At 61.2% G+C, this 25,937-nt stretch carries 25 protein-coding genes; 5 read left to right on the top strand and 20 right to left on the bottom strand.

Features of this window, described 5'->3' with window-relative positions:
- Positions 1-24: 24 nt before the first annotated feature.
- From ACMA5I_RS15160 to ACMA5I_RS15150, 3 genes are read left to right on the top strand one after another with little or no spacing between them, the layout of a single operon-like run.
- On the top strand, positions 25-423 hold the full coding sequence (locus ACMA5I_RS15160; RefSeq protein ID WP_525887123.1) for a DUF2177 family protein: 399 nt from the start codon (positions 25-27) through the stop codon (positions 421-423).
- On the top strand, positions 411-1,082 hold the full coding sequence (locus ACMA5I_RS15155; protein ID WP_525887122.1) for an SDR family NAD(P)-dependent oxidoreductase: 672 nt from the start codon (positions 411-413) through the stop codon (positions 1,080-1,082). Before ACMA5I_RS15160 ends, ACMA5I_RS15155 begins: the two co-directional genes overlap by 13 nt.
- On the top strand, positions 1,076-1,240 hold the full coding sequence (locus ACMA5I_RS15150) for a DUF2256 domain-containing protein (protein WP_525887121.1): 165 nt from the start codon (positions 1,076-1,078) through the stop codon (positions 1,238-1,240). Before ACMA5I_RS15155 ends, ACMA5I_RS15150 begins: the two co-directional genes overlap by 7 nt.
- On the opposite strand, the gene ACMA5I_RS15145 is transcribed toward ACMA5I_RS15150, so the two are convergent.
- The 7 genes from ACMA5I_RS15145 to ACMA5I_RS15115 are packed head-to-tail and all read right to left on the bottom strand — an operon-like array spanning position 1,228 to position 8,641.
- Positions 1,228-2,760, bottom strand: a complete 1,533-nt coding sequence (locus ACMA5I_RS15145) for a cryptochrome/photolyase family protein (RefSeq protein ID WP_525887120.1) — start codon at positions 2,758-2,760, stop codon at positions 1,228-1,230. The genes ACMA5I_RS15150 and ACMA5I_RS15145 overlap by 13 nt on opposite strands.
- On the bottom strand, positions 2,757-3,458 hold the full coding sequence (locus ACMA5I_RS15140; protein ID WP_525887119.1) for a TspO-related membrane protein: 702 nt from the start codon (positions 3,456-3,458) through the stop codon (positions 2,757-2,759). The genes ACMA5I_RS15145 and ACMA5I_RS15140 overlap by 4 nt, the downstream gene beginning before the upstream one ends.
- A complete protein-coding gene (locus tag ACMA5I_RS15135) occupies positions 3,455-4,183 on the bottom strand; it encodes an SDR family NAD(P)-dependent oxidoreductase (RefSeq protein ID WP_525887118.1) in 729 nt (242 codons plus the stop codon). Before ACMA5I_RS15135 ends, ACMA5I_RS15140 begins: the two co-directional genes overlap by 4 nt.
- Positions 4,180-5,448 carry an MFS transporter gene (locus ACMA5I_RS15130; protein WP_525887117.1) on the bottom strand — a complete coding sequence of 423 codons (1,269 nt, stop codon included), beginning with the start codon at positions 5,446-5,448 and terminating at the stop codon, positions 4,180-4,182. The genes ACMA5I_RS15135 and ACMA5I_RS15130 overlap by 4 nt, the downstream gene beginning before the upstream one ends.
- A complete protein-coding gene (locus ACMA5I_RS15125) occupies positions 5,417-6,574 on the bottom strand; it encodes a class I SAM-dependent methyltransferase (protein ID WP_525887116.1) in 1,158 nt (385 codons plus the stop codon). Before ACMA5I_RS15125 ends, ACMA5I_RS15130 begins: the two co-directional genes overlap by 32 nt.
- Positions 6,567-7,358, bottom strand: a complete 792-nt coding sequence (locus ACMA5I_RS15120) for a DUF1365 domain-containing protein (RefSeq protein ID WP_525887115.1) — start codon at positions 7,356-7,358, stop codon at positions 6,567-6,569. The genes ACMA5I_RS15125 and ACMA5I_RS15120 overlap by 8 nt, the downstream gene beginning before the upstream one ends.
- The gene (locus ACMA5I_RS15115; protein ID WP_525887114.1) at positions 7,355-8,641 is read right to left on the bottom strand and encodes an NAD(P)/FAD-dependent oxidoreductase; all 1,287 of its coding nucleotides are present in this window, start codon (positions 8,639-8,641) and stop codon (positions 7,355-7,357) included. Before ACMA5I_RS15115 ends, ACMA5I_RS15120 begins: the two co-directional genes overlap by 4 nt.
- 304 nt (positions 8,642-8,945) lie before the next feature.
- Between ACMA5I_RS15115 and ACMA5I_RS15110 the strand changes: the two genes are divergently transcribed.
- Both ACMA5I_RS15110 and ACMA5I_RS15105 read left to right on the top strand, forming a co-directional pair.
- Positions 8,946-9,491 (top strand): RNA polymerase sigma factor, encoded by a 546-nt coding sequence (locus ACMA5I_RS15110; RefSeq protein WP_525887113.1) that lies wholly within the window; start codon positions 8,946-8,948, stop codon positions 9,489-9,491.
- Complete coding sequence (locus tag ACMA5I_RS15105) at positions 9,488-10,177, top strand: anti-sigma factor (RefSeq protein ID WP_525887112.1); 690 nt, start codon at positions 9,488-9,490, stop codon at positions 10,175-10,177. The genes ACMA5I_RS15110 and ACMA5I_RS15105 overlap by 4 nt, the downstream gene beginning before the upstream one ends.
- Before the next feature lie 4 nt (positions 10,178-10,181).
- Here the strand turns inward: ACMA5I_RS15105 and ACMA5I_RS15100 are convergent, their stop codons facing one another.
- The 13 genes from ACMA5I_RS15100 to ACMA5I_RS15040 all read right to left on the bottom strand — a co-directional run bounded on the left by ACMA5I_RS15100 (position 10,182) and on the right by ACMA5I_RS15040 (position 25,911).
- A complete protein-coding gene (locus tag ACMA5I_RS15100; RefSeq protein ID WP_525887111.1) occupies positions 10,182-11,606 on the bottom strand; it encodes a UdgX family uracil-DNA binding protein in 1,425 nt (474 codons plus the stop codon).
- On the bottom strand, positions 11,603-12,832 hold the full coding sequence (locus ACMA5I_RS15095) for a putative DNA modification/repair radical SAM protein (RefSeq protein ID WP_525887110.1): 1,230 nt from the start codon (positions 12,830-12,832) through the stop codon (positions 11,603-11,605). Before ACMA5I_RS15095 ends, ACMA5I_RS15100 begins: the two co-directional genes overlap by 4 nt.
- Positions 12,833-12,959: 127 nt before the next feature.
- Positions 12,960-14,369 carry an NADP-dependent phosphogluconate dehydrogenase gene (gnd, locus tag ACMA5I_RS15090; protein WP_525887109.1) on the bottom strand — a complete coding sequence of 470 codons (1,410 nt, stop codon included), beginning with the start codon at positions 14,367-14,369 and terminating at the stop codon, positions 12,960-12,962.
- Between the two features lie 307 nt (positions 14,370-14,676).
- Positions 14,677-15,615, bottom strand: coding sequence for an NAD(P)-dependent oxidoreductase (locus ACMA5I_RS15085; protein ID WP_525887108.1), 939 nt, complete (start codon positions 15,613-15,615; stop codon positions 14,677-14,679).
- Positions 15,615-16,517 (bottom strand): 5-dehydro-4-deoxyglucarate dehydratase, encoded by a 903-nt coding sequence (locus tag ACMA5I_RS15080; protein ID WP_525887164.1) that lies wholly within the window; start codon positions 16,515-16,517, stop codon positions 15,615-15,617. The genes ACMA5I_RS15085 and ACMA5I_RS15080 overlap by 1 nt, the downstream gene beginning before the upstream one ends.
- Positions 16,518-16,551: 34 nt before the next feature.
- Positions 16,552-17,721: an L-talarate/galactarate dehydratase gene (locus ACMA5I_RS15075; protein WP_525887107.1), complete on the bottom strand. Its 1,170-nt coding sequence runs from the start codon at positions 17,719-17,721 to the stop codon at positions 16,552-16,554.
- A 56-nt stretch (positions 17,722-17,777) separates the two neighbouring features.
- Positions 17,778-18,809 carry a DUF475 domain-containing protein gene (locus ACMA5I_RS15070; RefSeq protein WP_525887106.1) on the bottom strand — a complete coding sequence of 344 codons (1,032 nt, stop codon included), beginning with the start codon at positions 18,807-18,809 and terminating at the stop codon, positions 17,778-17,780.
- A gap of 1 nt (position 18,810) precedes the next feature.
- Positions 18,811-19,785, bottom strand: a complete 975-nt coding sequence (locus ACMA5I_RS15065; protein ID WP_525887105.1) for a 2-hydroxyacid dehydrogenase — start codon at positions 19,783-19,785, stop codon at positions 18,811-18,813.
- The gene (locus ACMA5I_RS15060; protein ID WP_525887104.1) at positions 19,785-21,407 is read right to left on the bottom strand and encodes an ABC transporter ATP-binding protein; all 1,623 of its coding nucleotides are present in this window, start codon (positions 21,405-21,407) and stop codon (positions 19,785-19,787) included. Before ACMA5I_RS15060 ends, ACMA5I_RS15065 begins: the two co-directional genes overlap by 1 nt.
- Complete coding sequence (locus ACMA5I_RS15055; RefSeq protein WP_525887103.1) at positions 21,400-22,326, bottom strand: ABC transporter permease; 927 nt, start codon at positions 22,324-22,326, stop codon at positions 21,400-21,402. Before ACMA5I_RS15055 ends, ACMA5I_RS15060 begins: the two co-directional genes overlap by 8 nt.
- 10 nt (positions 22,327-22,336) lie before the next feature.
- Positions 22,337-23,251 carry an ABC transporter permease gene (locus ACMA5I_RS15050; RefSeq protein WP_525887102.1) on the bottom strand — a complete coding sequence of 305 codons (915 nt, stop codon included), beginning with the start codon at positions 23,249-23,251 and terminating at the stop codon, positions 22,337-22,339.
- A 65-nt stretch (positions 23,252-23,316) separates the two neighbouring features.
- Positions 23,317-24,819: an ABC transporter substrate-binding protein gene (locus ACMA5I_RS15045; protein WP_525887101.1), complete on the bottom strand. Its 1,503-nt coding sequence runs from the start codon at positions 24,817-24,819 to the stop codon at positions 23,317-23,319.
- A 198-nt stretch (positions 24,820-25,017) separates the two neighbouring features.
- A complete protein-coding gene (locus ACMA5I_RS15040; protein ID WP_525887100.1) occupies positions 25,018-25,911 on the bottom strand; it encodes an EamA family transporter in 894 nt (297 codons plus the stop codon).
- Positions 25,912-25,937 lie beyond the last annotated feature (26 nt).

The following is a 25,937-nucleotide window of genomic DNA, read 5'->3' as shown; positions in this document are numbered from 1 at the left end:
AGACGCGAACCCAAGGAGAGAAACATGCAGATTCTGGTCCTCTATCTGTCCACGCTGATTATCTTTCTGGCCATCGACGTGGTCGGCATCTCGAAACTCATCCGCCCGGTCTTTGAGCGTCATGTGGGCGATCTTCTGGCGGACCCGTTCCGCATGGGCCCGGCCGCGCTCTTCTACGCGGCCTATATCGTCGGCGTGCTTTACTTCGCCTCCCTGCCCGCGCTCGCCAAGGACAGCGCCAGCGCCGCGCTCGTCAATGGCGCGCTGATCGGGCTGATGTGTTACGGCACTTACGAGTTCACCAACTACGCCACCCTGCGCGACTGGTCCTTGCAGCAGGTCGCGACGGACACGATTTGGGGCGGGTTCCTGACGGGCTTTTCGGCTTGGGCCGGGGTTATGGTGACGAAATGGCTGACCTGACCGCCCTTGTCGTCGGGGCGACCGGCGGGATCGGGTCGGCGGTGGCGGCGTTGCTTGAGGAACGGGGCGTCGCGGTCACGCGCCTATCGCGCAACGATGGGCTGGACCTCACCGATCAGGCGAGCGTGAACAAAGCGGCAGAGGCTCTCGGCGATGCCCGTTTCGATCTGATTTTCAACGCTACCGGCGCGCTTGTCATCGACGGGCATGAACCGGAGAAAACCATCCGCGCGATTGAGGCGGAGGCGATGGCCCAGCAATTCGCGCTCAACGCGATTGGCGTCGCGCTGCTGCTCCGCGCCTTCAGTCCGCTGCTGCGCGAAGATCGCAAGGCGGTGTTTGCCTCGCTATCGGCCCGCGTCGGCTCGATTGGCGATAACGGGCTTGGCGGCTGGATCAGCTATCGCGCCGCCAAGGCCGCGCAGAACCAGATCCTGCGCACTGCCTCCATTGAGATCGCCCGGCAGAACAAGGAGGCGATTGTGGTCGCGCTCCATCCCGGAACGGTGGAGACGCCGCTCACGGCGAAATATGCCGCGAATTACCCGACCATCACGCCCGAGAAATCCGCCGAGGCGCTGCTTGGCGTGATCGACAAGCTCACCCCCGAGGACACTGGCAGCTTTTGGGACTGGAAGGGCAAGCGCGTCGAATGGTGAAAATGCGCCGCAAGGGCGATCTGCCAAGCAAAATCTGCGCCACCTGCGGGCGGCCCTTCGCGTGGCGGCGCAAATTCGCGAAGGATTGGGACGCGGTGAAATACTGCTCCGAACGCTGCCGCCGGAACCGCTCCCGCGGCAAGGATCAGCCGGAATAAGGGGTCAGCCCGTCCATATGCGCCGCCGCCGCCGTGCGGAGCGCCTTCTGATCCGCTTCGTCTTTCTTCCGCCAACTCGCGACCATCATCCGCATCCGATGATTGTTCTCGAACCGGTCCTGATGGCGGGCGATGAAATCCCAGTAAAGCGCGTTCCACGGGCAGGCCCCCTCACCCGTTTTCGCCTTCGGATCATAGACACAATCGCCGCAATAGTCGGACATGCGGTCGACGTAACTCGCACTCGCCGCATAGGGCTTGGTCGCCAGCAAGCCGCCATCCGCGTGTTGCGACATGCCGATGGTATTGGGCAATTCCACCCACTCATACGCATCCGCATAAACGCCCAGATACCAGCGATGCAGCGCCTGCGGGTCCGCCCCGATCAAGAGCGCGTAGGTGCCGGTGATCATCAGGCGCTGGATGTGGTGAGCATAGGCCGTCTCGATGGTCTGGCCGATGGCTTGCGACAGGCAATGCATCTCCGTCTCGCCGGTCCAGTAGAAATCCGGCAAGGGGCGATCCGCGCCGAGTTCATTGACCTCCGCGTAATCCGGCATTTTCAGCCAGTAAATCCCACGCACATATTCGCGCCAGCCGATGATCTGGCGGATGAACCCCTCAACTGCATTTAAGGGCGCCCGCCCCGCGCGATACTCCGCCTCCGCTCGCTCGCACAGATCCAGCGGATCAAGAAGGCCGAGGTTGATATAGGCCGATAAAACAGAGTGATACATCCACGGCTTGCCCGTCAGCATCGCATCCTGATAGCGCCCGAAATCCGGCAAGGCGTCCTTGAGGAACCGGTCCCGCGCCGCCTCCGCGCCCTCCCGCGTGACCTGCCAGTGAAACGGGCGCAGCTTGCCGTAATGGTCCGGGAAACGGGCCTCAACCATGTCCAGCACGGCGGCGGTGATCTCATCGTCTGCGCCCTTAGGCGGCGCAGGCAGAAAGAGATCATCCTTGGCGGGCTTGCGGTTCTCGGCGTCGTAATTCCACTTCTCGCCCTCGGGCTTGTCGCCATCCATGAGAAGCCCGGTCCGCTTGCGCATCTCCCGGTAAAAATGCTCCATCAATAGGGACTTACGGCCCTCGGCCCAGTTGGCGAAGTCCTGATGGGAGCAGAGGAACCGCTCATCTTCGCGGAGGAGAACCGGGATGCCCAGCCGCGCCTCCCAGTCCTGCATCTCGTCCCAAAGCCGATATTCACCCGGCTCGGTGACGATCAGCATTTCCGGCTCGTGGGCCTTGATCGCCTCGGCGGCGGCGGTCGCGAGGTCCGGCACCTCCTCGTCGAGCGTGCGGTAATCCACCGTCCAACCCGCTTCGCGCAACTCTTCAGCGAAATGGCGCATCGCGGCGAAAACCAGCGCCAGCTTTTGCTTGTGGTGGTCCGCATAATCCGCTTCGGCGGCGACCTCGGCCATGAGGATCACGTCTTTCGCCTTCTCCCCACCTTTGAGCGACGAGAGATTGCGCGAGAGTTGATCGCCGAGGATGAGGACCAGACGCCGGGTCATCGCCGCAACCGCAACCCGTTGACGGCAAGTGCCACCACGCCAAGCGCGGCGAGGATGGCCACGCTGGCGGTCGCGGTCCCCCAATTCGCCGCGACGACGCCGACGAGCGCCCAGCCAACGGCAATGGGATAGGTGATCCCGGTGGGCCTGCGCGTCTGAACCCAAAGCGAGGCGGCCAGCACCGCGAGGATGAGCAGCCATGCGGCGGCTTGTGGGGGCAAGAGGCCGTAGCCGCTGAAGATGATGGCAATCGACACGCCCGTCGCGGCGGTGAGCCAGCCCGCATAGAGCCCGACCGGCGCGACCTGCCAGACGCGGTCCCCCGCCCCAGCGCGCAAAAACGCCATGATTGCCGTGACCGCCATGGCGATAATCATGATGGTGGCGAGGAAGGGCGAGGCATTCGCGGCCGCGAGCCAGAAGATGCCGATGAAGAGGCTGATGGCGAGCGGGCCGCGCATGGCCTGCCAATCCGCATCGTCGCGTGCTTTCACGAGGCCCCACGCGCTCCCGGCGATCAGCCAGAGATAGATCACGCCCCAAATCGAGAAGGCCCAGCCCGCGGGCTGCACCGGCCAGCGGTCATTCGCCACCGGAAACTGGTCGGCCGTGTAGCCGTTGAAACTGTCGCTCGCGAGCGGCGAGAGGGCGAAAAGCACCGCGAAGAGGAGGACGAGATGCGGCAGAAAACGGGTCATGTAACAAGCCTTTTCGTGAGGCGCAGCGCCAGCGGATAGGGCAGCGCGCGCAGCAGTTTCAGCGCGAGGGTCAGGCGGAGCGGGAAATGGACCTCGAACCCGCCCTTGTCGAGCCCTTTGACAATCGCCGCCGCCGCATCTTCAGGCTGCATCAGCGCAGGCATGTCGAATTCGTTTTTCTCCGTCAGGCGGGTGTCCACAAAGCCGGGGCTGATGAGGCGCACGTCGATTTTCGGCGCAAGCTCCACCCGGAGCGACTCGGCGAAATTGATCACGCCCGCTTTGGTCGCTGAATAGAACTGCCCTTGCGGCAGGCCGATATAGCCCGCGACGGAACCGGTCAGCGCCAGTTGCCCGCCCTCTTTCAGGCACTCCGCCGCGACGCGGGCAAAGTTGAACGCGCCGGTGAGGTTGACCATCCCGATCTGCGCGGCCTTTTCGGGGTCGATCTCCATGATTTTGCCCGGATCGTAGAGCGCCGCGAGGGTGATGGCGCGGTCGAGCGGCCCGCCCGCCTTGATCGTCTCGCCCGCCGCCTTGAGACTGGCAAGGTCCGCCACATCGCATGGCACGACTTCCGCGCCGCCGATCTCTTCGGCCAGCGCGGTCAGCTTGTCCTCGGAGCGGGCCGACAGTACCAGTTTCGCACCCTTCGCGGCCCAGGCGCGGGCGAGCTCCGCGCCGATCCCGTCAGACGCGCCGACGATCCAAATTCGCTCACTCATAAGGCACTCCTTTTGTGGAAGATGACGAGGCTTATCACCGCAAGACCGCGCAGGATAAGGGGCAGTCCGGCATAGAGCAGCAAGAGCGCCCGGAGCGCGTCCGCGTCGTTGGCCTCCGCGGGGGTGAACCCGGCAAATTGCAACAGCGGCAAGGCAATCGCGCCCGCCAGCGCCAGCGCGGCTTTGGTGAGAAAGCCGAGGGCGGCATAGGCGCGGGTGGCGGCGGCTTCGGTGGCGGTCGCCTCGATCCGATCCGAAAGGATGGCGGGCGGCAGCACGAGGTCCGCGCCGAAGCAAAAGCCGGTGGCGACGCAGATGATGCCGAAGGCGAATAGGTCGCCCGGCCCGAGGGTCAGCGCGAAGGCGAAGCCGAGGATGGAGAGGACCAGCGCGCCGCCCCAGACCGGCACCGCGCCGTAGCGCCCGGCGAGTTTTCCCGAGAGGCCGGCTCCAGGGAGCGCGGCGGCGAAATAGGCGAGCAGGAAGATCCCGGCGAGGTCTTCCGCGCCCAGAAGATCGCGTACGAGCATGAGGATCAACGCCGCCGGGAAGGCCGCGGAGAGCAGGACCAGCGCCGCGACGGCGTAGAAGGGCATGAGGGCGCGCCAGTTGGGGGAGGCATCCGGCGGGGCGGTGACTTCGAGCCGCGCTTCGGCCAGCCAGCGGCGGAAGATCGGGAGGGTGACGATCAGCAGCACGGTCAGCAGAGCGGCGAGGGTCAGCAGCGCAGCTTCGCGGCCCATGACGGGCGCAAGCGCCGACGGAAGGACGACAGCGAGGATCAGCCCCGCCAGCCCGAAGCCTTCGCGCATGGCGCTGATCCGCGCTTTCTCCCCTTTGTCGCGCCGCCAAAGACCGCCAATGGTCATAAGATTGACGGAAATCAGGCTGTGCCCGAGGCTTGCGAGCGCCATGGCGAGAGTGAACCACAGGAGCAGCGGCAGCGCGGGCGGCGCGAAAAGCGCAATGACGCCGAGGCCGAGCAGGACCGCGCCGAAGCCCATCAGCCGCATCCGCGCGCTTGCCCAGCGGTCGCCCGCCCAGCCGGCAATGGGGTCGAGCACCGCATCGAGCAGACGCAGCCAAAAGAGCGCCATCCCGAGCGCGGCCAGCGGCACGCCCCGTTCGGCGGCAAAGAAATCCGGCGCGTGGATGTAGAGCGGCAGCCCGCCAAAGGCCAGCGGCAAGCCGAGCACGCCATAGGCGGCGAGGTCGCGCCGGGAGAGCGCCGTCTCAGGCATGGGCGAGGCGGTATTGCACGACATCGGTGCGCTCGACGGTGAAGGCCGCCGCGCAGGCCGCGAGATAGAAGCGCCAGACGCGGATGAACGCCTCGTCAAACCCCATCTCCAACACTTCGGCGCGGCGTTCGTCGAAGCGGTCGAGCCATGCGGTCAGCGTGCGGGCGTAATCTGCGCCGAAGCCGAACGCGTCCTCGACCCGCAGCCCCGCCTTTGCCGCTTCTTCCTGAAACCGCGCGGGTGACGGGAGCATCCCGCCGGGGAAAATGAAGCTGCGGATCATGTCCCCGCCCTTGCGGTAACGGTCGAAATAGCGGTCGGCGACGGTGATGGTCTGGATCATCGCGCGCCCCTGTTTGGACAGCACTTCGGAAAGTTTGCCGAAATAGACCGGCCAGAAATTCTCGCCCACCGCCTCGAACATTTCGATGGAGACGATGTGATCGTAACGGCCTTTCTCGTCACGGTAATCCTGAAGGGCGATCTCCGCGCCCGGCCCCAGACGATTGCGGGCGAAGGCGGCTTGCTCAGTCGAGAGCGTCAGCCCCTTGGGCGCGAAATCGCCGCGCTCCAGCGCGCGCTCGGCAAACCCGCCCCAGCCACAACCGATTTCCAAAAGCCGCCCGGACTGGCTCTCCAGCCCGTCCAAAATCCGATCATATTTCTGCCGCTGCGCCGTGGCGAGATCCTCCGCCCCGTCGAAGAGCGCCGAGGAATAGGTCATCGTCTCATCGAGCCACAGCCGGTAGAACGCGTTGCCAAGGTCGTAATGCGCCGAGATATTGCGCCGGGACCCCGCCTTGGTGTTGCGGTTGAGCAGATAGAGCAGGCGGATCGCGAAGGCTTGCAGGGGTTTGCCGTAAATATAGCTGTCGAGCGTGTCCTCATTCATAAGCCCGAAGGTGAGCAGCGCGGTAAGGTCCGGCGTATCGCACCAGCCATCGCGGTAAGCCTCGGTAAAGCCAATGTCCCCCTTGGCGGCGAGCGCCGGGACCATGCGCCAGTCATGGATATGCAGCACCGCCGACGGCCCCGGCTCGCGCCCCGCGAAATCATAGGCCGCGCCTTCGGGCGTTGTCAGATGCAAAGCGCCAAAGCGCACCCCCTCCAGCGTGCGAAGAAATTTCGAACGGATGCTCTGCTCAAACATGCGGTCTCCCTGATTGCGTGGCTTCGGAGCTGGTCGTACCCAGCTGCGGTGGCTTCGTGCGGTATTTGACGCCGCGAGAGAAAAGTTTCGCGGCCTGCCAATGGATAAGACCGGTCACGCGCAAGGGTTGCAGCGGACGGCGGAGCGCGGCGCGGCGCAGGCTGGCCGGGGTGAGCGCCCGCGCCTTGCCGGTCATTGAGGTTTGCAGCTTGAGGGTGTCGCCTTCCCCATACCAGTCCACCCACGCGCCGAAGCGCCCCGGCCCGGCATCGAAGCGGAACACATAGCGGCCCTCGCGTGGCAGGAAGGGCGAGACGTGGAACAGCTTCTCGCCGGTCAGCCGGTCGGTGCGGTCAATCACGCGGTTGTCCGGGTGGCGGCAGAGATAGAGATGGGACTCCCCGAAGGTGTTGGAGACTTCGGCCAGCACGGCGCGCGGACCCTCATCATCGCGGGCGAGCCAGAAGCTGACGGGGTTGAAGCCGTGGAGGACGCCGCGCGGCATGGTCACGAGCGTGGTGTCGCAATGCGCAAGGTCCGCTTTGGCGAGTTCGGTGTTGATGAAGGTGTCGAGTGGGCTGCCATCGCGCTGGCCGTAGTCGCGGCGGCGCAGGCGCCAGAGGCCGCGCTGGTCAGGGCAGATCGGCAAGCGGCCCGCCTCCAGCGCCGCGATTGGCAGCGCGACGTACAGCGCCCCGTAGCGGAATTCCCGTGCCACATCGCCCGCGCGGGCGTGCCAGATGGCGGCGTCGATCAAGGCGCCGTCCCAGAGGTCCGTCGTCATGCCGCCGCCTGTTCGGGCAGCGCCCACGGGTCCGGCCCGAGCGGCCACGCGACGCCCATGGACTGCGCGACGCGCAGCGCCGAGAGGAGCCCGTCCTCGTGAAACCCGTAACGGGTCCAAGCCCCCGCATAATGCACCCCGCCGCGCCCCTGGATCTCATGGAGCCGCGCCTGAGCCGCAATCGCAGCCGCGTCGAATTGCGGATGCGCGAAACTCGCCTCGTCATGGATCCGCTTCGGCTCGATCTCCGGGTTCAGCGTCACGATCAGCGGCCGCGGCGTTTGCAAATTTTGCAGGCGGTTCATCCAATAAGACAGGCTGATCGGGCGATCTGTCGCGGGCATCTCGCCCTTGGTCACGTAATTCCAACTCGCCCAGGCGGAGCGGCGACGCGGCATCAGGCGCGGGTCGGAATGGAGCACCATCCGGTTCGGCTGCGTGCGCATCGCGCCAAGGATCGCCTGCTCGTCGCTGTCCGGGCTTGCGAGCATACCGAGCGCCTGCGGAGCGTGGGTCGCGAAAATCACTTCGTCGAAACGCTCCGTGCCGCGCGGGCTGGTGACCTGAACGCCCGCCGCCTCGCGCCGCACTTCATGGACGGGGCAGTTCAGAAGCATATCCCCGGAAAGCCGCGCCAGAATGGCATCCACATAGGTTTTCGACCCGCCGCTCACCGTCAGCCATTGCGGCTGGCCGTTGACCGACAGCAACCCGTGATTGTCAAAGAACCGCACAAAGGCCCCCGCAGGGAAGCGCATCATATCCGCCGTCGGGGTGGACCAGATCGCGCCCGAGATCGGCAGCAGGAACCGGTCGCGAAACTCCGTGCCAAGCCGCAGCGAGGTGATGAGATCGCCGATGCTGCCCTCATACGCGTGATGCGCGGGCGCGTGGCGGAAGAACCGCATGATGTCGCGAATAAGCCGCCAATGACCTTTGTCGATCAGGCACATCGGCTGGGCGAACATCGCGCGGGTCGAGAAGGTGCCGTATTCATATCGCCCGCCGCCGAAACTGGCGGAGAAAGACATATCGCTCGGCTCCAACGGGACGCCGAGATGTTCGAGCATGGGGATGAAAAGCGGATAGGTCCGGCGGTTGCAGACGATAAATCCGGTATCGACATCAACGCCTTCGGCCCGGACCGTCCGCGCGTGGCCGCCGGCACGCGGATCCGCCTCAAAGATCGTGACATCATGATGCGGATCGAGCAGCCATGCCGCCCCCAGCCCCGAAATGCCGCTGCCGATGATCGCGATCTTCTTTTTGCCGCCCTGTTCCAATCAGTACCCCTGCCCTTGGTTAATATTTTTGATGATGGAGGCTATCGCCACACAATACCAGCGAAGACCACAGATCACGCGTCGCCACATCCTGTCGGCGCGGATCACAGGCTCCTATCAATTTATTCATCGCGCCACAGCCCTCTAACCCTTTGATAATAAGAAAAACGAAACCAAAACCTGTGTAGTTGCATGCCTCACGTTTTCGTGAATATTTAACGTGGCCAAACACAAGACCCGCCAGCGGCTTGCACACCAAACAACGCTGCGGCATGGTTAACGCGAAGCAACGGGAGCCCGCGTCATGCCGCCATCCGCCATGCAGATGACCGACCTTCTCGGGCGTGTCGCGCTCCGTGACCGAAGGGCGTTCGAAGAGCTGTACCAGCAGGCCGCGCCGAAACTTTTCGCCATCTGCCTGCGTATCTTAAAGGACAAAGCAGAAGCAGAGGATGCGTTGCAGGAAGTCTTTATCAAGATCTGGCACAGTGCCGACCGTTACTTGCCCGACACGGCGAGCCCGCAGGCTTGGCTGAACACGGTGGCGCGCAATCACGCCATCGACCGGCTGCGCGCGCGCAAGCCCGGTGGCGGGGATCTTGATGTGGCTGAGGTGCTGCCCGATGGCGGGCTGACCCCGGAGGAAAGCGCCGTTCTACGCTCAGAAGGGCGGCGGATTGATCAATGTCTCGAAGAGCTTGACCAGAGCCGCGCCGATGCGGTGCGCCTCGCTTATGTGGAAGGGGAGAGCTATATCGAGCTGGCGGAACGCTTCTCGGTGCCGCTCAACACCATGCGAAGCTGGCTGCGCCGCAGCTTGCTCAAACTGCGGGAGTGTCTGACACGATGACCGACGCGCCGCTTGATCCCAAAGACATCGCCACGGCTGGCGAATATGTCCTCGGCACCCTGCCCCGCGAGGAGCGCGACGCGTTCCATCTGCGGATTTTGCGAGAGCCGCAATTGGCCCGCGAAGTCGCCCGCTGGGAGTCGCATTTCGATCCGCTGGCCGACGAGGTGACGCCGATTGCGCCGCGCCCCGCCGTGTGGAGCGGGATCGAGCGCCGGCTCTTTGAACCCGCGCAGCCGCAGCGCGCCGTCGCGGGCCGCTGGATGTGGCTGGCGCTCGCCACGAGTTTCGCGACACTTGCGCTGGCGTTCATGCTCTTTAACGGCCCGGTCACCGAGACCCCGGAAACCCGCGATATGTGGGTGTCGGATATGGTCTCCGAGGATGAAAGCGTCCGCCTGACCGCGCTTTACAATGAGGAGAATGGCGAGATGCGCGTCTCCATGGCCGGGACGCCGCCCGCCGAAGGCCGCGATTTCGAGTTGTGGCTGATCCAGGGCGATCAGGCCCCGATCTCGCTCGGCGTGATGCCCCATGGCGGGCAGGCGGCGATGCCGATTAACGAGGAATTGCAGCCGATGATGGTCAATGCGACGCTGGCGATCACGGATGAGCCCGCTGGCGGTGCGCCCGGCGGCGTGGCGACGGGCCCGCTGGTCGCGCAAGCGGCGATGCGGCAGATTTAACTGGTTAACCAAGCGCAGCGACAGCTTGCTTGAGATCCTCGCGCAATTCCGCGCGGGCGTCTGCTGCCGCTGCCCCCTCCAGCCGCAAAATATAGCTCGGATGCCAACTCAGCAGCACCGCCCCGCCATCACGGGCTTTCTCGATGGTCCCGCGCCGGTCCCGCATGGCGGCGCTGCGCCCGGTCAGCGCGAAAGCGGCGGACGCGCCAAACGCAACCGTCAGATCTGGCTGGATAAACCGTCGCTCTAGATCGAGCCACCAGCGGCAATGTTCGATCTCGTTCCGGTCCGGGCGCTGATGGAGCCGCCGCTTCCCGCGCGGCGTGAATTTGAAATGTTTCACCGCATTGGTGAGCCACACCCGGCCGATACCCGCCGCCGCCATCTCTGTTCGCAGAACATCGCCCGCCGGACCAACAAAAGGGCGACCTTTGAGGTCCTCGTGATCGCCCGGCTGCTCGCCTACGATCATGAGCCGCGCGTCGGGATCGCCCTCGCCCCAAACCGTTTGGGTCGCCGCTTCACAAAGGCCGCAGCGGGTGCAGGCCATCGCCGCGCTGCGCGCCTCGTCCAGCGTCTCCGGCATCTCGGGCAACGGCGCGGGCGCGTTGCGGTCGAGGATCCGCTGCGCCACAGGTGAGACATCTTTCGGCATCGCCGCGCGCATCGCAGCAACCCGCCCTTCCGCATCGGACAGCATCTGCGGGATGAGCCGCGTCTCCGGCAAATTCTTCCAATATTTCCGAGGCATCTCCGATGTCATCGCGGAAATCTTGATCCGCGCCGGGTTGAAAATGTTCTGAAAATAGGTGCCCCACAGCGCCTCGCTCGCATCCTCCGGCAGATCGGGCCGCGTTTCGGGCGGCGGCGCGAAACGCAGCTTGCCCCCTTCGAAAATCGCCGTCGCTTCAGGGGTCGCGATCAGCCAATCCATGTCGCCAAAACGCCGCGCGAAAAACGGCGTGCCCCGTTCCGTGATGAAATGCTGCGGCTCAAACCACGCCGCAAAACGCAGGCGCGGCCCCTCTGTCGGCATCTCGCGAAAGCGGACAAAAGCGTGCATTTTGTGAATGTCGCGCCGAATGGATTTCGCCAGCGCCTCCAAGTGGTGCGTGAGCGGGTCCGCCGGATTGGCGATGGCGCGCGGCTCGCTCTGATGGCGCAGAAGCGCCTGATAGCAGAGGCCCGGCGCTTCCGGTGCGGTATGGCAAATGGCCGTTTCCAGAAGCCGGATCAACGGCTTGCTGGCCGACACCTCATAGGGCCCCGGCGTTCGCGGCGGCGGGTCTTCGGCCAAGAGCCCCGCCGGCTCATCATGGCGCCGCCAAGCGATGTCCTCCGCCGCAATGCGGTGGCTCGCAAGGTTGCGCGCCATGCCCCGCCACGCCGCAGCCGCGCCAAGTTGCGGGAGCGCCGCGTGGTAAATCATAGCAGCGAAAGCTGTTCCGGCGGCGGCGCAAAACGGGCACGCAGACCCGCGCTGTCAGTGAGCGCCGCGGGCGACCAGTCGGGCAGCGAAATGAAGGGCTGCGCCTTTTTCACCAGCGCGCCGATGCGGATAAGATCTTGATAGCGCACGGTTCCCGACCGCCGCGCCGCGATAATCCGGCTCACCGTTTTCGTCCCAAACCCCGGCACGCGGAGCAGCATCTGCCGGTCCGCGCGGTTGACATCCACCGGGAAGAGCGCGCGATTGGCGAGCGCCCAGGCGAGTTTCGGATCAATCTCCAGATCGAGATTGCCCGACGGCGTGACCCCGGTGATTTCCCCCGCATCGAAGCCGTAAAACCGCATCAACCAATCCGCCTGATAAAGCCGATGCTCGCGCATCAGCGGCGGTTTGATGAGCGGCAGCGCGGTCGAGCTGTCCGGGATCGGGCTGAAGGCGGAATAGTAAACGCGCTTGAGCTGATAGCCCGTATAGAGCCGCGACGCCGTGGTTAATATATGCCCGTCATTCGCCTGATCTGCGCCGACGATCATCTGCGTCGATTGCCCGGCGGGAGAGAACCGCGCCGGACGTTTGCCGCGATAGGTTTTCTCCCGGCTCGCCTCCCGCGCGAGGCGCACATCCGCCATCGCCGCGCGGATCGTTTCCGGCTTTTTCTGTGGCGCAAGCTGGCGGATACTGTCGTCCCTCGGCAGCTCGATATTGATCGAGAGCCGGTCGGCGTAAAGCCCTGCCTCGTCTATCAATTCCTTGCTCGCCTCGGGGATCGTCTTGAGGTGGATATAGCCCTTGAAGCCGTGATCCAGCCGCAGCATCCGCGCGATCCGCACCATATCCGCCATGGTGTCATCGGGGCTCCGGATGATGCCGGAGGAGAGAAACAGCCCCTCAATATAGTTGCGGCGATAGAAGCTGAGCGTGAGGTCCACCACCTCTTCCGGCGTGAAACGCGCGCGTTCCACCTGGCTCGAAACACGGTTAATACAGTAGGCGCAATCGAAGATGCAGAAATTGGTCATCAGGATCTTGAGCAGGCTTACGCAGCGCCCGTCCGGCGTGTAGGCGTGACAGATCCCAGAGCCGCCCGCGCTCCCGATCCCGCCTTTCCGGCTGTCGCGCCGCGTCGTGCCGGAGGACGCACAAGACGCATCATATTTCGCGGCATCGGCGAGAATCGCGAGCTTTTGCTGGAGGGTTCTCTTCATGAGAACAAAAATAGAACTTTAAAGGTTAATCGGTCAAGCGTGTCGCGGCCCGCTTATGACATAGCGCATGAAAAAACCGCGCCAGCTCGTCACCGGCGCGGTCTTGGTCTGGATCAGCGGAGAAAGGTTAATCGTCGCCCCAAGGGCCGTGCGGCGCGTCCTTCCCGTCAAGCCGGACAAATCCATGCGCGCCGAAGAAATCCCGCTGCGCCTGGATCATATTCGCCGTGCCGCGCGGCGTGCGCATCATGTCGAACCACGACAGCCCCGAGGCGAGCGCCGGGACCGCGATCCCCGCCTCCGTCGCCGCGATCACCGTCTTGCGCAGCGCGGCCTCGCCATCCTTCAGCATCTGCGTGAAGGGCTCGGCAAAAATCAGGCTCTCGCCCGGATTGGCCTCCAGCGCGTTCGCCATATCGTTCAGCATTTCGGAGCGAATGATACAGCCCGCACGCCAGATTTGCGCAATCACGGGCATGGGCAGCTTCCAGTCAAACTCTTTCGACGCCTTGGCCAGCATGTCGAAACCCTGCGCGTAGCAGAGAATTTTCCCAGCAATCAGAGCGGTTTCCAGCGTCTCGGGGTCAATCGCGTCCTTGAGTGTCCCCGGCACCGCGCCAAACACATCCGCAGCTTTTTTACGCCCATCGACCTGCGCCGAGAGGTTCCGCGCAACCACCGCCGCCTCTATCACCGGGATCGCGACCGCAAGTTTCTGCGCCTCGATCGCCGTCCAGCGCCCGGTGCCTTTCTGACCCGCCGCATCGAGAATAGCGTTCAACATCGGCCCACCCGCGATCGGGTCCTCGGCCCGCGCGACCTTGCCGGAAATCTCGATAAGATAGGAGGCGAGCGCGCCCTTGTTCCAGCGCTCAAAGGTCTCCGCAATGCGATCCACCTCAAAGCCCATACCATCGCGCATGAGACCGTAAGTCTCTGCGATCATTTGCATATCGGCATATTCGATCCCGTTGTGGACCATCTTCACGAAATGTCCGGCTCCGCCCGGCCCCATCAGTTCCGCACAGGGCTCGCCATCATATTTAGCCGAAATCGCCTGAAGCATTTCGCCGACGCGATCCCACTGCGCCGCGTCGCCACCAACCATGATCGACGGCCCATGCCGCGCGCCCTCTTCACCGCCCGAGACACCGATCCCCATGAAATCATAGGCCTCGTGATCCGCGTCGGCGTTCCGCCGCTCGGTATCGGCATAATTCGCATTGCCCGCGTCGATTATGAGATCGCCCTCTTCGAGCAAGGGTTTGAGCGCCGCGATCTGCTGATCCACGATCTCGCCCGCCGGCACCATGAGGATAATCGCCCGCGGCGGCGTGATGGCCGCAACAAGCTCCTCCAGCGATTTGGTCGGCACCAGCCGCTCCGCCAGATCGCCCGCCTCGCCCACGAAATCATCCGTCACCGACGCCGTGCGGTTAAACACGGCAATCGGGTAGCCCTTCTCAGCAATATTAAGCGCCAACGCCGCGCCCATTGTTCCAAGACCGATGAGACCGAATTGTGCTGTGCTGTCCATGTGAGGCTTTCCGTTCTGTAGCAATCGCTTGGGGCGTATCGGGTTCGGATCCGAATGCGTTGATCCGTCAAAATACGCATACCCAAAACGATTACACTACGCGGAGAGGGGACGACAATAGGGGTTAATGGCCCATTTTCACGCCCCCTCAGTTGTCATTTTTCGGCTTTGGTTGCGGGGGCCTGACACCACCGAAATCAAGTATTTATAAACTTGCTAGCTTCTTGCGCAGCTATGGAAATTGGTTTCTTTTGAAAACCTTTTCTCGGTAAAAAGTGAAGGTAAGACGCGCGGCCCCTTAGCCCGCTCAAATACTCACCAGACATTCCTCAGCGATTGTGTTCCCCTCGTTATGCGCGCGAATATTGCCTGCCCAATGCCGCACGAGCCGATCGAAATTTTGCCGGGTGCGCCCGCCCGAATGCGCTGAGAGAACCGTATTCGGGGCATCTCTGAGGAGCGAAGAATCCGGCAACGGCTCCACTGAATACGCATCAAGCCCGGCAGATGCGAGATGGCCGCTTTTCAGCGCATCAACAAGTGCCACTTCATCCACCAACTCACCCCTTGCGGTGTTGATGAGAACCGAACCGCGCGGCATGCGCCCTAGCGTGTCTTTATTGATCAGATGCCGCGTTGTAGGCGTCGCGGGCGCATGAAGCGACAGGATATCCACCTGCCCGATCATCTCTTCAAAGGGCGTTGAATTGGGACCGCCAGAGGCGCGCGAATGGAGCACCTCGCAGTCAAAACCGCGCAGGCGCTTCTCCACCTCGCGCGCAATTGCGCCATAACCCACCAGCCCGACACGTGCGCCCGCAAGATCGCGCCCGATCTCGTAAAGGTCTGGCTCGGCCCATTTCCCTTCGCGGATCCGAGCGTCGCCAACAACCACGCGCCGCAGACATGCCAGCATCAGCGCCACGGTTAAATCCGCCACCGTTGGCGCATTGACGCCGGGCGAGCGCGCAATGGTCAGCCCGCGCGCGATGGCTTCCTTTATGGGAATACCATCTGTCCCGGTGCCCCATTGATGTATCATCTTCAGTTTCGGTGCCGCATCCAGCAAAGCGGCGGGCATGGGGATAGATCGCACCAAAGCATATTCGGCATCGCGGAGCGCATTCGCGCGATCCGCGTCGTCATTGCTCTCGCAAAAGATCAACTCCAGATCATGCCCAGCCAGATCCTGAAGTTTTTCCCGAATTTCAGGGTCGAAAAACTCAAGCAATGCAACCTTGGGCATTATGATCGCCCCTCGACCAAAGCTTTCATCATGTTCATTTCCTCTTCCGTCAGATCGGTTAAGGGCGCACGGACGGAGCCGGCCTTTATCCCGCGCAATCGTACCCCGGCCTTGATCGCCGACACAGCATAGCCGGTTTTCCGATCGCGGATCTTCGCGAAGGGGTAGTAAAACTCCTGTAGGAGACGCTCGCATGTCGCATCATCACCCGAGACAAAAGCCCCATGAAATTCGAGCGCGATGTTCGGCACGAAGTTGAACACCGCCGAGGAATAGGTCGGCATCCCCGCGCCGCGATAGGCCTGCGCGAACAGCTCATGCGTGGGCATGCCGCCGATATAGCTCAGCCGGTCGCCCATGCGCAGCGTGACGCGGCGCACGGTGTCGATGTCGCCTGTGCCATCCTTGAAGCCGATCAGATTGGGGCACTCCTCCGCCAGTTGCGCAAGCGTGTCCGCTGTCACGCGAGCCTGGCCGCGATTATAAACGATCACACTCATCTTGGTCGATTTGCAGACGGCACGAATACGGGCGGCGATACCATCTTGCGGAGCTTCGGTCAGATAATGCGGCAGGAGCAGAATCCCGTCTCCCCCCGCAGCTTCGATACCCTGGGCCATCTCGCAGGCAAGTTTTGTGCCATAGCCGCATCCCGCAATAATGGGCTGGCCGGGCTGAGCAGCTTTGGCAACGCGCACCACCTCGAAAACTTCCGATGGTGTAAGGGAGAAGAGCTCACCCGTGCCGCCCGCAACGATAAGCCCCGCAACGGGGAATTCCGAAAGCCATTCCAAATGCTCGGAAAACGGCGCGGGCGCGAACGCATCGTTCTCATCGAACGGCGTTACGGGAAAGGAGAGCAAGCCCTCGCGGATGCGTTCCTGAAGATCCTTGTTATCAATCATTGGGAGTTCCTTTCTTTATATTTGGTAGGGCTTACGCGTCAGGCATTCGCCCCAGTGTGACGTCATCCTGCGCCATGCGGCGTGCGGCATCCGAAAGCGTGAGACCAAAACCGGGCCTGCGCGGGAGCCACATCTGGCCGTCGCGGATTTCCAGACGCTCTTCGAAGAGTGGCTCGAACCAGTCGAAATGCTCGACCCAGACGGGGCCATCGAACGCGGCCGCGAGTTGGATATGCTGCTCCATAACGAAATGCGGTGCGAGGCCGATACGGGCTTCCTCCGCCATCGCCATGACTTTCAGGAAGGGTGTGATGCCACCAATGCGCGGCGCATCGACCTGGCAAAACCCGGCACCGCCTGCACTAATGAGCGCACGATGCTCGGCAACGGAAGTCAGCATCTCGCCTGTTGCGACCGGCGTAACCAGCTTCGCGGCCAATGCGCCATGGCCCTCATGATCTCGCGCCGCAAGCGGCTCTTCTATGAAGGTAAGCCCGAAATCGTCGACAGCGCGGCAAAAGCTGCCCGCAGCGGAACGCGACCATTGTTGATTGGCATCAATCATCAGGGCGGCACGTCCTTCGGTGATGTCACGCAACGCGGCGATGCGGCGCATATCTTCGGCAGCATCCGGCTGGCCGACCTTCATCTTGATCCCGCCGATACCGCTTTCAATCGCCGCTTCAGCGCCCTCGCGCATCTCCGGGATCGTGGCCTGAAGATATTGACCGGACGTATTGTAGACAGGAACCGCTTCTCGGCGCGCACCAAGAAGATGAGCCAAGGGGAGGTTGGCCCGTTTAGCCTTCATATCCCATAAGGCCGCATCAAAAGCCGCGATGCATTGGGCCGCGGCGCCGCCTTCACCCAGCGAGTTCGTGCGCCAGGCCAGAAGGCTCCAGAGCCAGGAAATCCGGTTTGGATCCTGCCCTTCGAGCAAGGGCGCAATTTCACGCGCCAGCGCCATCAGTGCCGTGCCGCCCGCCCGCAACGTGTAGGAAAAGCCGAAGCCGACATGACCTCCGTTGGACGCGATTTCGACCAGCAGAAGATCCACTGCACCCAGCGGCGACTGAAGCCCCGTTGCCACTTTTGCATCGGATACAGGCTTGGCAATCGGCACAAGAAGATGGCTGAGACGGATCCCTGTGATCTCGTCATGATGAAGCTGAGCGTTGGTCAAATGTGCCTCCTCCGGCATGGTGTTTTTGTTGAGGACATGGGCGTAGAGTCGTTCTGCGCCCTGCCGCCTACTCTTTAGTCGCGACTATCCACGATCCGGTTGTGGCGAAGTGATGACAGGAGTGCCAAGCCGATGAACCCTGCGCCCAGAAGACCCGTAATGGCCTCCGGGATGTGGAATAGTGCCTGCGCGAACATGATCACCGAGAGCACGAAGATCGACCAGAATGCGCCGTTTTCGAGATAGCGGAACTGGGTCAGCGCGCCTTTTTCGACGAGCATGATGGTCATTGAGCGCACATACATCGCCCCGATCCCGAGACCGATCGCGATCAGGAACAGGTTCTGGGTCAGCGCGAAAGCACCGATCACGCCGTCAAAGCTGAATGAGGCATCGAGGACTTCAAGATAAAGAAAGGCTCCCAGGCCTCCTTTAGCGACTGTTTCGGCGGCATCTGAACGGTCGAGTACATGTCCCAGGAGGTCAACAGCCATGAAGGTGACGAGACCGAAGACCGCCGCATAAAGAAAGGTCGCGCGATCAGCGGTATCGAGCGCCGATGAAAAGCCGATGATGACCGCCAGAACCAACGCAATCTCAGTGCCGCGCACAGAACCGAACTTTTGCAATTGGCGCTCGATGGTGGCGATCCAATGAACATCTTTGCCCTCATTGATGAAATAACTTAGCGCAACCATCATCAGGAACGCGCCGCCAAAGGCCGCGATGGAAAGATGTGCAGAGCCGACGATTTCAGCATAGCGATCAGGGTCTGTCGCGGCGAGACGAATGGCTTCGATCGGGCCGATACCGGCGGCGACAACGACAATCAGGAGCGGGAAAACGATCCTCATCCCGAAGACAGCAATGAGAATACCCCATGTCAGAAAGCGTCGACGCCAAATCGGCGTCATCTGATTGAGCTTGTTGGCATTGACGATGGCATTGTCGAAGCTGAGCGAAATTTCAAGAACCGCAAGAACCGTTCCGACGAGCAGAAAGCTCAGACCTCCCTCAAGCGTTCCAGAATAATTCCAGCCCAGAGCGAAGGCACCGACGAGGCCCGCCGCTGTGACCGTATATGACCAGAGAAAATATCTTAGCATCTCAGGCCTCGACCGGCTTGGGAATGTAGACCGAGAGATCAACGGGAGTGATCAGCGGCTCGCCATTGTAGAACGCCGCCAAATTCTCAACGACAAGCATCGCCATAGCATCGCGGGTCTCGATGGTGCCCGAGGCGTGATGAGGGAACAGCGTTGTGTTAGGGAGCGCCGTTAATCTGGGATCCGGGTTCGGCTCGTTGGCGTACACATCCAGCGCGGCATGGCCCAAGCGACCAGAAGACAGCGTCTCAATGAGCGCGCCCTCATCTACGACAGAGCCCCGTGCGACATTGACCAGCAGCCCGTCCGGGCCGAGTGCGGACATCACCTCTTCCGAGATCAGATTGCGTGTGCCCTCGCCGCCCGCCACGATGACGATCAGATTATCGCTTTCACGCGCAAGATCTAGCAGATCGGGAACAAAGCGCCAACGCACATCCTTTTCCCGGCGGTTCCAATAGCTGATCTCAAGGCCCATCGCTTCGCCCCGTGTCGCTATCGCCTGCCCAATCGTGCCCATCCCGACAACGCCGAGTTTGCGTCCTTTCAGGCTGCGCTGTAGCGGAAACGGACCCTTCTTCGCCCACTCGCCCGAGCGGATGTAATTGTCCGCCCTCACCAGTGACCGGCGCGCGGCCAGCATCAACATAATGGCGGTATCAGCCACATCATCACAGAGCGCCTGCGAGGTATTGGTCAGCGCAACACCGCGCTGCGCCAATGCAGCAAGATCGAAGGTTTCAAAACCCGCCGATGAACAGGCCACGATCTCCAAATTGGGCATCGCATTGAGAATATTCCGGTTCACCGGCGCATGCCCGTTTGAGACAATCGCACGGCATTTGGGGCCGTGCTCGGCGAGAAAAGTGGCTTTGTCATCGGACTCATCCCAACGATGAACCCTGTAGGATTTCTCAAGTTCGGCCATGGCAACCGGGCGCTGAGGGTAGAGCATCATGATATCGGGCTTGGTCATTAAACGGTCTCCTCGGCCAGACGTTCCGCGCGGCGACGGGCCTGAATCTCCGGATCCGGATCAAGCGAGGCGGCCAGCAAATTCTGCGTGTAAGGTTCTTGAGGTGCGTCGAATATCTGCCGCACCGGCCCTTGCTCGACGATGCGGCCGCCCTTCATGACGATCACACGGTCGGCGAAATCGCGCACGACCGGCAGGTCATGGGCGATAAATATGTAGCTAAGGCCAAACTCGGCCTTCAGGCGATCCAGGAGCGCGATGACTTGCCCCTGCACCTGAACATCAAGAGCAGAAACCGCTTCATCACAAACGATGACACGCGGCTCCAGTGCAAGCGCGCGGGCAATGGCGATCCGCTGACGCTGCCCGCCTGAGAATTGATGGGGATAGCGATGCGCGTGTTCCGGGCTAAGACCAACCTCTTCCAACAGTTCATTGACGCGCTCTTTCCAACGGGACTTGGGCAGAATCTCCCGGTGAATGGCCCATGCCTCGGAAATCAGCTCATAGACCGTCATCCGCGGATTGAGACTTTGCGTTGGATCCTGGAACACCATCTGTATATCGCGGCGCAGCTTGAACATCTCTTGGGGCGAGAGCGAGAAAAGATCCTGCCCTCGATAAAACGCAGTGCCACCGGACGCCTCTTCAAGCCGAAGAAGGATACGCGCGGTTGTCGATTTACCTGAGCCGCTTTCACCCACAATCGCGAGGGTTTCCCCTTCACGCAGATCGAAACTGACACCGCTCAAGGCCTCAAACGCGCCGTAGAGCTTACGCGCATCGCGCACCTGAAGCAGTGGCTCGGTATCGAGGGGCTGCTCATGGATATCACCTTGACCTGGCGCACAGGCAATCAGACGCTTGGTGTATTCATGCTGCGGATTGGCGTAAATCTCGCGAGCAGTTCCCTGCTCCACAATCACACCGCGATTCATGACCACCACACGATGGGCAATCTCCGCGACGACACCAAGATCATGCGTGATGATCAAAAGCGCCATGCCAGTCTCTTTTTGCAGCTCCTCAAGAAGCTCCAGAATTTGGGCCTGAACCGTCACGTCGAGAGCCGTCGTCGGTTCATCCGCGATCAGCACGTCCGGTTTCAGAGCGAGGGCCATTGCGATCATCAGGCGCTGGCGCTGGCCGCCAGAGAACTGGTGCGGGTATTTCTTCGCGGCAATTTCGGGGTCCGGAATGCCGACCTTTGCCAGAAGGCTCAGCGTCTCCGCCTTGGCCTCCTTAGAGGAAATGCCATGAATGACCATGGTTTCCTCAATCTGCCAGCCAACGGTGTATACCGGGTTGAGGTGCGATAGCGGGTCCTGAAAGATCATCGCGATCTTCTTGCCGTTAATGGCGCGGCGCGCGCTGTGCGACATTTTCAGAAGGTCGCGGCCTTCATAGAAAATCTCGCCACTGGTGATTTCGCCCGGCGGGCAGTCAATCAAATCCATCACTGCGGAGGCGGACACGGATTTTCCGGAACCGGATTCGCCCAGAATGGCAAGCACTTCACCACGATTGACCTGCCAGCTTATGTTCTGGACCGCATGGACCGGACCGCGGACCGTCTGAAAGGTGACGGAGAGGTCGCGAACTTCAAGAAGGGGTTCAGCCATTTTTCTTTCCTCCGATTTCAAGGCGCCAGCGCTGTGTCGGATCAAGTGCGATCCTCATCCAGTTCGAGAGCAGGTTGAGCGACATTGTGGTCAGGATGATTGCAAGACCCGGCCAGAAGGACAGCCACCAGGCGGTCGTTAGATATGGGCGGCCTTGCGAGACCATCAGGCCCCATGTGATTTCGGGGGGCTGAATGCCGATACCGAGGAATGAGAGCGAGCTTTCCGCCAGCATGACAAAGGCAAAATCGAGGGTGGCGATGGTCAGCAGCGTCGGAAGAATCACAGGCAGGATATGCCGGAAAATGATCCGTTTATGTGAGGCACCCATCACAGTTGCCGCCTGCACGAACATGCGCTCGCGCACTTCGAGAACTTCGGCGCGCGTCGTGCGCAGATAGACGGGGATCCGCGTAATCGCGAGTACAATCACAATATTCCCGACGGATGGCTCAAGCATATAAAGCACGATCACGGCCAGAAGCAGTGACGGGAAAGACATGATCACATCCGCAAGACGGGGGATCAGGTCGCCGATCCGGCCCCGCGAATAGCCCGCCATAAGGCCAAGGGCAGAGCCGATCAGCATCGAGGCAATCACCGCCCCGGTGGCGACAGCCATCGTGTTACCAGCCGCCACAATAATCCGCGCCAGAAGCGGGCGGCCGAGCTGATCGCCCCCGAGGAACATCAGAAAGCCCAGATCGGTCTGAAACGGCGGTGCATTCCGCCCGCGCAGATTTTGCCGGGTCGCAACCTCTTCGAGAAGCAGCGGCCCCAGGATGGCGAAGAGGATAATCACCAGAAGAAAGAGCGCAGCAATGGTTGCGGTCTTGTCAGCCAGCAGAAGTCCCAGCATGGTGCGGAACTTTCCGGGTTCTGGCTTGGCTTCGTTGGTGGGAGTGTTTATATCTGACATGACGCTCTCCTCAGTAACGGATGCGCGGATCGAGGATCGCGTAGGCGATGTCGATTAGAATATTCATGATGAAGATCGCCAGCGCCGTGACCATGATGGCTGCCAGCACTACGGTGAAGTCGCGATTCAGGATCGAGTCAATCATCAGCTTTCCAATTCCAGGAAAGCCGAAGATTGTCTCGATCACCACCGCGCCGTTGAGCAGTGCCGCCGCCTGATCGCCAATCACGGTGATGACCGGTAGCATTCCGTTGCGAAGAGCGTGAACGAAAATGGCCTTTCGGGGCGACACGCCCTTGGCCCTTGCTGTCTTCACATAAGCAGAGCCGAGCGCGTTGATCATAGAGCCACGGACGACCTGAAGAATGAGGCCGAAGGGACGAATGAAGAGGACAGCGATCGGCAAGATCCAGTATTCGAAGCCCCCGGTTCCTGACGTGGGCACCCAACCGAGACCGACGGCAAAGACTACAATCGCCACGATCGCGATCCAGAAATCCGGCGCAGAGGCTCCGAGCAGGGAGAAGAACGTCGCAATCCGGTCGAAAATGCCGCCAACGCGAAAAGCCGCGAGCGATCCGATCGTAATGGCCGAAACGGTCACCAGCGACATGGTGATGAGAGCGAGACGCAGCGTCCAGGTAAAGGCTTCGAGAACAAGAGGCAGGGCAGGCTCGGCGCGGCGGATAGAGTCCCCAAAATCGAGCCGGACAAGATCTTGCACATAGCGGCCAAACTGAATAATCAGAGGATCATCGAGCCCGTGAATTTGCCGGAATTGGTCGCGCGCTTCCTGGCTGGCATCAAGCGGAAGGTAAAGATCTGTGGGATCACCCGTGAGCCGAGAGAGAAAGAACACCGCGATAATAAGTAAGATCAGGGAGATGGCGCTGGACACAGCGCGTTTCGCAAGAAACTTCTGCATTGTTCCACTCCATTGGAAGCCAGAGTTTGAAGGGGCGCCAACCTATCGGCGCCCCCTGTAAAGGATCAGTCGTTGAACTTGATCTGCGACAATTGCAGTTCGGAATTGGTCGCAATCGTCGGCTTGAAGTCGATGCGCGGCGAGACGCGGCTGTAGCCGACCATGTGGAACAGCATCACATCAGCGCTGATCTCATGAGCGCGCTGGAATGCGGTCTGCCAGGCTTCCGCGCGACCTTCACCCGCTGTCGCCGTTGCATCCGCGATTTGCTGCTCCAGCGTTTCATCGCATGTGCCCGACTGAAGTCCGTCGCAAGCATATTTGAAATACATCGAGAAGACAGGATCGCCGCGGTTATTGTCGTGCATTGCGCCGACAATTGAAGGCTCGGATCCGGATGCGAAGGGCTTGGAGTAGTATTTCACCCATTCCGCAACATCGACCATCTGAAGGTCCGTATTCAGCCCCACATCATTAAACATCTGCTGAAGAACTTCCATCACCTCCGTCACATTCGGGAAGTTCCCGCGGCGGCCAATCATCATGATCTCGGTGTCCACCGGTACGCCGTCGGCTTTTGCCTCTTCAATCAGAGCGCGCGCCTGATCAGGGTCGTAAGGTGGAACCTCAAGCTCTTCGCCAGCGCCAAGCGTCGTCGGCACGGTGATATGGGTGGCCAGTTCAGCCGTTTCCGGAACGAGCGTTCCCAGAAACGCCTCGCGATCGACCGCAAGATTGAGCGCGCGGCGAACGCGCACATCATCAAGGGGAGCGACAGCATGGTCCAACCGCAGATAGGTCGTTTCAGAGTTCGGGTAAGAGAAATCCGTATCGGGATTGGTTGCGTTGGTTTGACTGATCAGCGGCGCAATATCGGCTTCGCCAGTCTCGACCATAGCGGCGCGCACAGCATCGTCTGCGCGAAAGACATAGGTGGCTTTGGTCACGGAGGGCTGCTCACCCCAATAGCCGTCATTGCGGTCCAGAACGATAGATTGACCGGGCTCCCAGCTCGACAGCATGTATGGCCCCGTCCCAATTGGCTCTCGCGTGAACTCAACGGGAGTCTCGGAAGGCACAACCGTCATGGTCGACATCAAAAGCGGCAGAATGGGCTGTGCAGGATCGGATGCGATATCAATCGTATGATCGTCCACCACGGTCGGGGTGATCGTCATGCCGCCGAAATATTTCGCACCAGTTTCACAGGTCAGTTCCGGGGACAATGTGCGCTCAATGGAGTGTTTTACATCCTCGGCGGTGAAATCCGATCCATCCGAGAACTGCACATCCTCACGCAGATTAAAGCGCCATACACCGTCGCCTTGATCTTCCCAGCTGGTCGCGAGACGCGGCATCACCTCGCCATTATCGACATTCAGTTCGGTGACCGTTTCGGAAATATTCTGCAGGATAACGCGGCCAATATTGGATTGGGCCGCCATACAGGGCTCGATATTCTCCAGCTCTTCGTTTAGAACGATGGTCACGTCGGTATCGGCGGCCATCAGCGGCGTCGACAGACAAAGGGCTGCCACCCCGCTGAAAGCGGATTTCATGTAGCGCATTGTAATTCCTCCCATAAATTGCGGCGAAGTAAATTCGTGTCCGCGATCGCCGCTGCCGCGGGGAAGTCAGGTGATCTGTGCCATTTGTTGCGACATTCTTTTTAGATCGTTAACAATGTTACGCATTAGGTCCTGCGAGTCTATCCAAGATTAATGCACTATGATACAATATGAGTATCATTCACCCGCAGCGCGGTATCATAAGCCTTTGTCGGAGAGCGATGCGCCCTCGGAAGCGCCTCTCAGGCGGGAACTTGCCGCCAAAAACAGGATCGAAAGCAAGATCAGCGCCGCACCGATCCAGCTTTCGATTCGCGGAATTTGCGAAAAGAAGACCCAGCCCGCTATCGTCACGAAAGGCAATTTGAGAAAATCAATCGGCGCGACAAGCGACGCATCGGCAAGCTGAAGTGCCCGCGTAACGCCAAACTGTGTATAGGCCCCCAAGATTCCCTGAAAAGCCAACAGCGCCCATTGCGCGAGCGTTGGCGTCGACCAGAATAACAAAGCCGGGATCAGCGCCAGCGGGATGGAAATGATGAGGTTCCAGACAACAAGCGTATCCGCGCTATCAACGCGCCCCATTGTCTTAAGCATCAACTGGATCGCACTGGTCAGGAATGCTGACAGAAGCGCGAGCATAAAGGCCTGCCCAGTTCCAAGGCCCATAGCTGGCGCGAGTATGACCAAAATGCCGGCAAAGCCCGTGAAGAGCCCGGCAATACGTATTTTTCCCGGCCGCTCTGAAAGAAAGAGCCACGCACCAAGCGTAACGAAAAGCGGCGCGGCGAAGGTAATGGCTGTGACCGTCGCAATCGGCGCAGATTGAAGCGCAGCGAAAAGTGCAACCAGAGAGCCCAGCTTCAGCGCCGCCCGAAGGATATGCGCAAACCTTGCCTGACTCCGCAGAACGCTCGGACGGCTTATAATCAGCGGCAAAATACCAACGACACCAAAGGTGACACGCGTAAAAGCCATCATGAAAGGATGCACATCACCTGCGAGAAGCCGTACGATCGTTGCATCAACGGCAGCGCTGATCGCAACCGCGCCCATAATGGTCATGCCGGTCAGAGCGCGCGCGTCAAACATTTTCCACCTCATTTGGGGCCATTTCA

It is taken from the genome of Jujubicoccus corallicola (genome assembly GCF_047345645.1).
In the GTDB taxonomy this organism is placed as follows: Bacteria; Pseudomonadota; Alphaproteobacteria; order Rhodobacterales; family Rhodobacteraceae; genus JBLEFH01.
This window is presented reverse-complemented; position numbering and strand designations above follow the sequence as displayed.

What these genes read in the sequence shown, in the direction of transcription:
- ACMA5I_RS15040 (WP_525887100.1), bottom strand. Translation starts at nt 25,911, where the DNA reads ATGTTTGACGCGCGCGCTCTGACCGGCATGACCATTATGGGCGCGGTT.
- ACMA5I_RS15050 (WP_525887102.1), bottom strand. Translation starts at nt 23,251, where the DNA reads ATGCAGAAGTTTCTTGCGAAACGCGCTGTGTCCAGCGCCATCTCCCTG.
- ACMA5I_RS15060 (WP_525887104.1), bottom strand. Translation starts at nt 21,407, where the DNA reads ATGGCTGAACCCCTTCTTGAAGTTCGCGACCTCTCCGTCACCTTTCAG.
- ACMA5I_RS15135 (WP_525887118.1), bottom strand. Translation starts at nt 4,183, where the DNA reads ATGAGTGAGCGAATTTGGATCGTCGGCGCGTCTGACGGGATCGGCGCG.
- ACMA5I_RS15075 (WP_525887107.1), bottom strand. Translation starts at nt 17,721, where the DNA reads ATGCCGGAGGAGGCACATTTGACCAACGCTCAGCTTCATCATGACGAG.
- ACMA5I_RS15125 (WP_525887116.1), bottom strand. Translation starts at nt 6,574, where the DNA reads ATGTTTGAGCAGAGCATCCGTTCGAAATTTCTTCGCACGCTGGAGGGG.
- ACMA5I_RS15100 (WP_525887111.1), bottom strand. Translation starts at nt 11,606, where the DNA reads ATGATTTACCACGCGGCGCTCCCGCAACTTGGCGCGGCTGCGGCGTGG.
- ACMA5I_RS15160 (WP_525887123.1), top strand. Translation starts at nt 25, where the DNA reads ATGCAGATTCTGGTCCTCTATCTGTCCACGCTGATTATCTTTCTGGCC.
- ACMA5I_RS15105 (WP_525887112.1), top strand. Translation starts at nt 9,488, where the DNA reads ATGACCGACGCGCCGCTTGATCCCAAAGACATCGCCACGGCTGGCGAA.
- ACMA5I_RS15070 (WP_525887106.1), bottom strand. Translation starts at nt 18,809, where the DNA reads ATGCTAAGATATTTTCTCTGGTCATATACGGTCACAGCGGCGGGCCTC.
- ACMA5I_RS15110 (WP_525887113.1), top strand. Translation starts at nt 8,946, where the DNA reads ATGCCGCCATCCGCCATGCAGATGACCGACCTTCTCGGGCGTGTCGCG.
- ACMA5I_RS15045 (WP_525887101.1), bottom strand. Translation starts at nt 24,819, where the DNA reads ATGCGCTACATGAAATCCGCTTTCAGCGGGGTGGCAGCCCTTTGTCTG.
- ACMA5I_RS15085 (WP_525887108.1), bottom strand. Translation starts at nt 15,615, where the DNA reads ATGCCCAAGGTTGCATTGCTTGAGTTTTTCGACCCTGAAATTCGGGAA.
- ACMA5I_RS15055 (WP_525887103.1), bottom strand. Translation starts at nt 22,326, where the DNA reads ATGTCAGATATAAACACTCCCACCAACGAAGCCAAGCCAGAACCCGGA.
- ACMA5I_RS15095 (WP_525887110.1), bottom strand. Translation starts at nt 12,832, where the DNA reads ATGAAGAGAACCCTCCAGCAAAAGCTCGCGATTCTCGCCGATGCCGCG.
- ACMA5I_RS15155 (WP_525887122.1), top strand. Translation starts at nt 411, where the DNA reads ATGGCTGACCTGACCGCCCTTGTCGTCGGGGCGACCGGCGGGATCGGG.
- gnd (WP_525887109.1), bottom strand. Translation starts at nt 14,369, where the DNA reads ATGGACAGCACAGCACAATTCGGTCTCATCGGTCTTGGAACAATGGGC.
- ACMA5I_RS15140 (WP_525887119.1), bottom strand. Translation starts at nt 3,458, where the DNA reads ATGACCCGTTTTCTGCCGCATCTCGTCCTCCTCTTCGCGGTGCTTTTC.
- ACMA5I_RS15145 (WP_525887120.1), bottom strand. Translation starts at nt 2,760, where the DNA reads ATGACCCGGCGTCTGGTCCTCATCCTCGGCGATCAACTCTCGCGCAAT.
- ACMA5I_RS15130 (WP_525887117.1), bottom strand. Translation starts at nt 5,448, where the DNA reads ATGTCGTGCAATACCGCCTCGCCCATGCCTGAGACGGCGCTCTCCCGG.
- ACMA5I_RS15065 (WP_525887105.1), bottom strand. Translation starts at nt 19,785, where the DNA reads ATGACCAAGCCCGATATCATGATGCTCTACCCTCAGCGCCCGGTTGCC.
- ACMA5I_RS15150 (WP_525887121.1), top strand. Translation starts at nt 1,076, where the DNA reads ATGGTGAAAATGCGCCGCAAGGGCGATCTGCCAAGCAAAATCTGCGCC.
- ACMA5I_RS15120 (WP_525887115.1), bottom strand. Translation starts at nt 7,358, where the DNA reads ATGACGACGGACCTCTGGGACGGCGCCTTGATCGACGCCGCCATCTGG.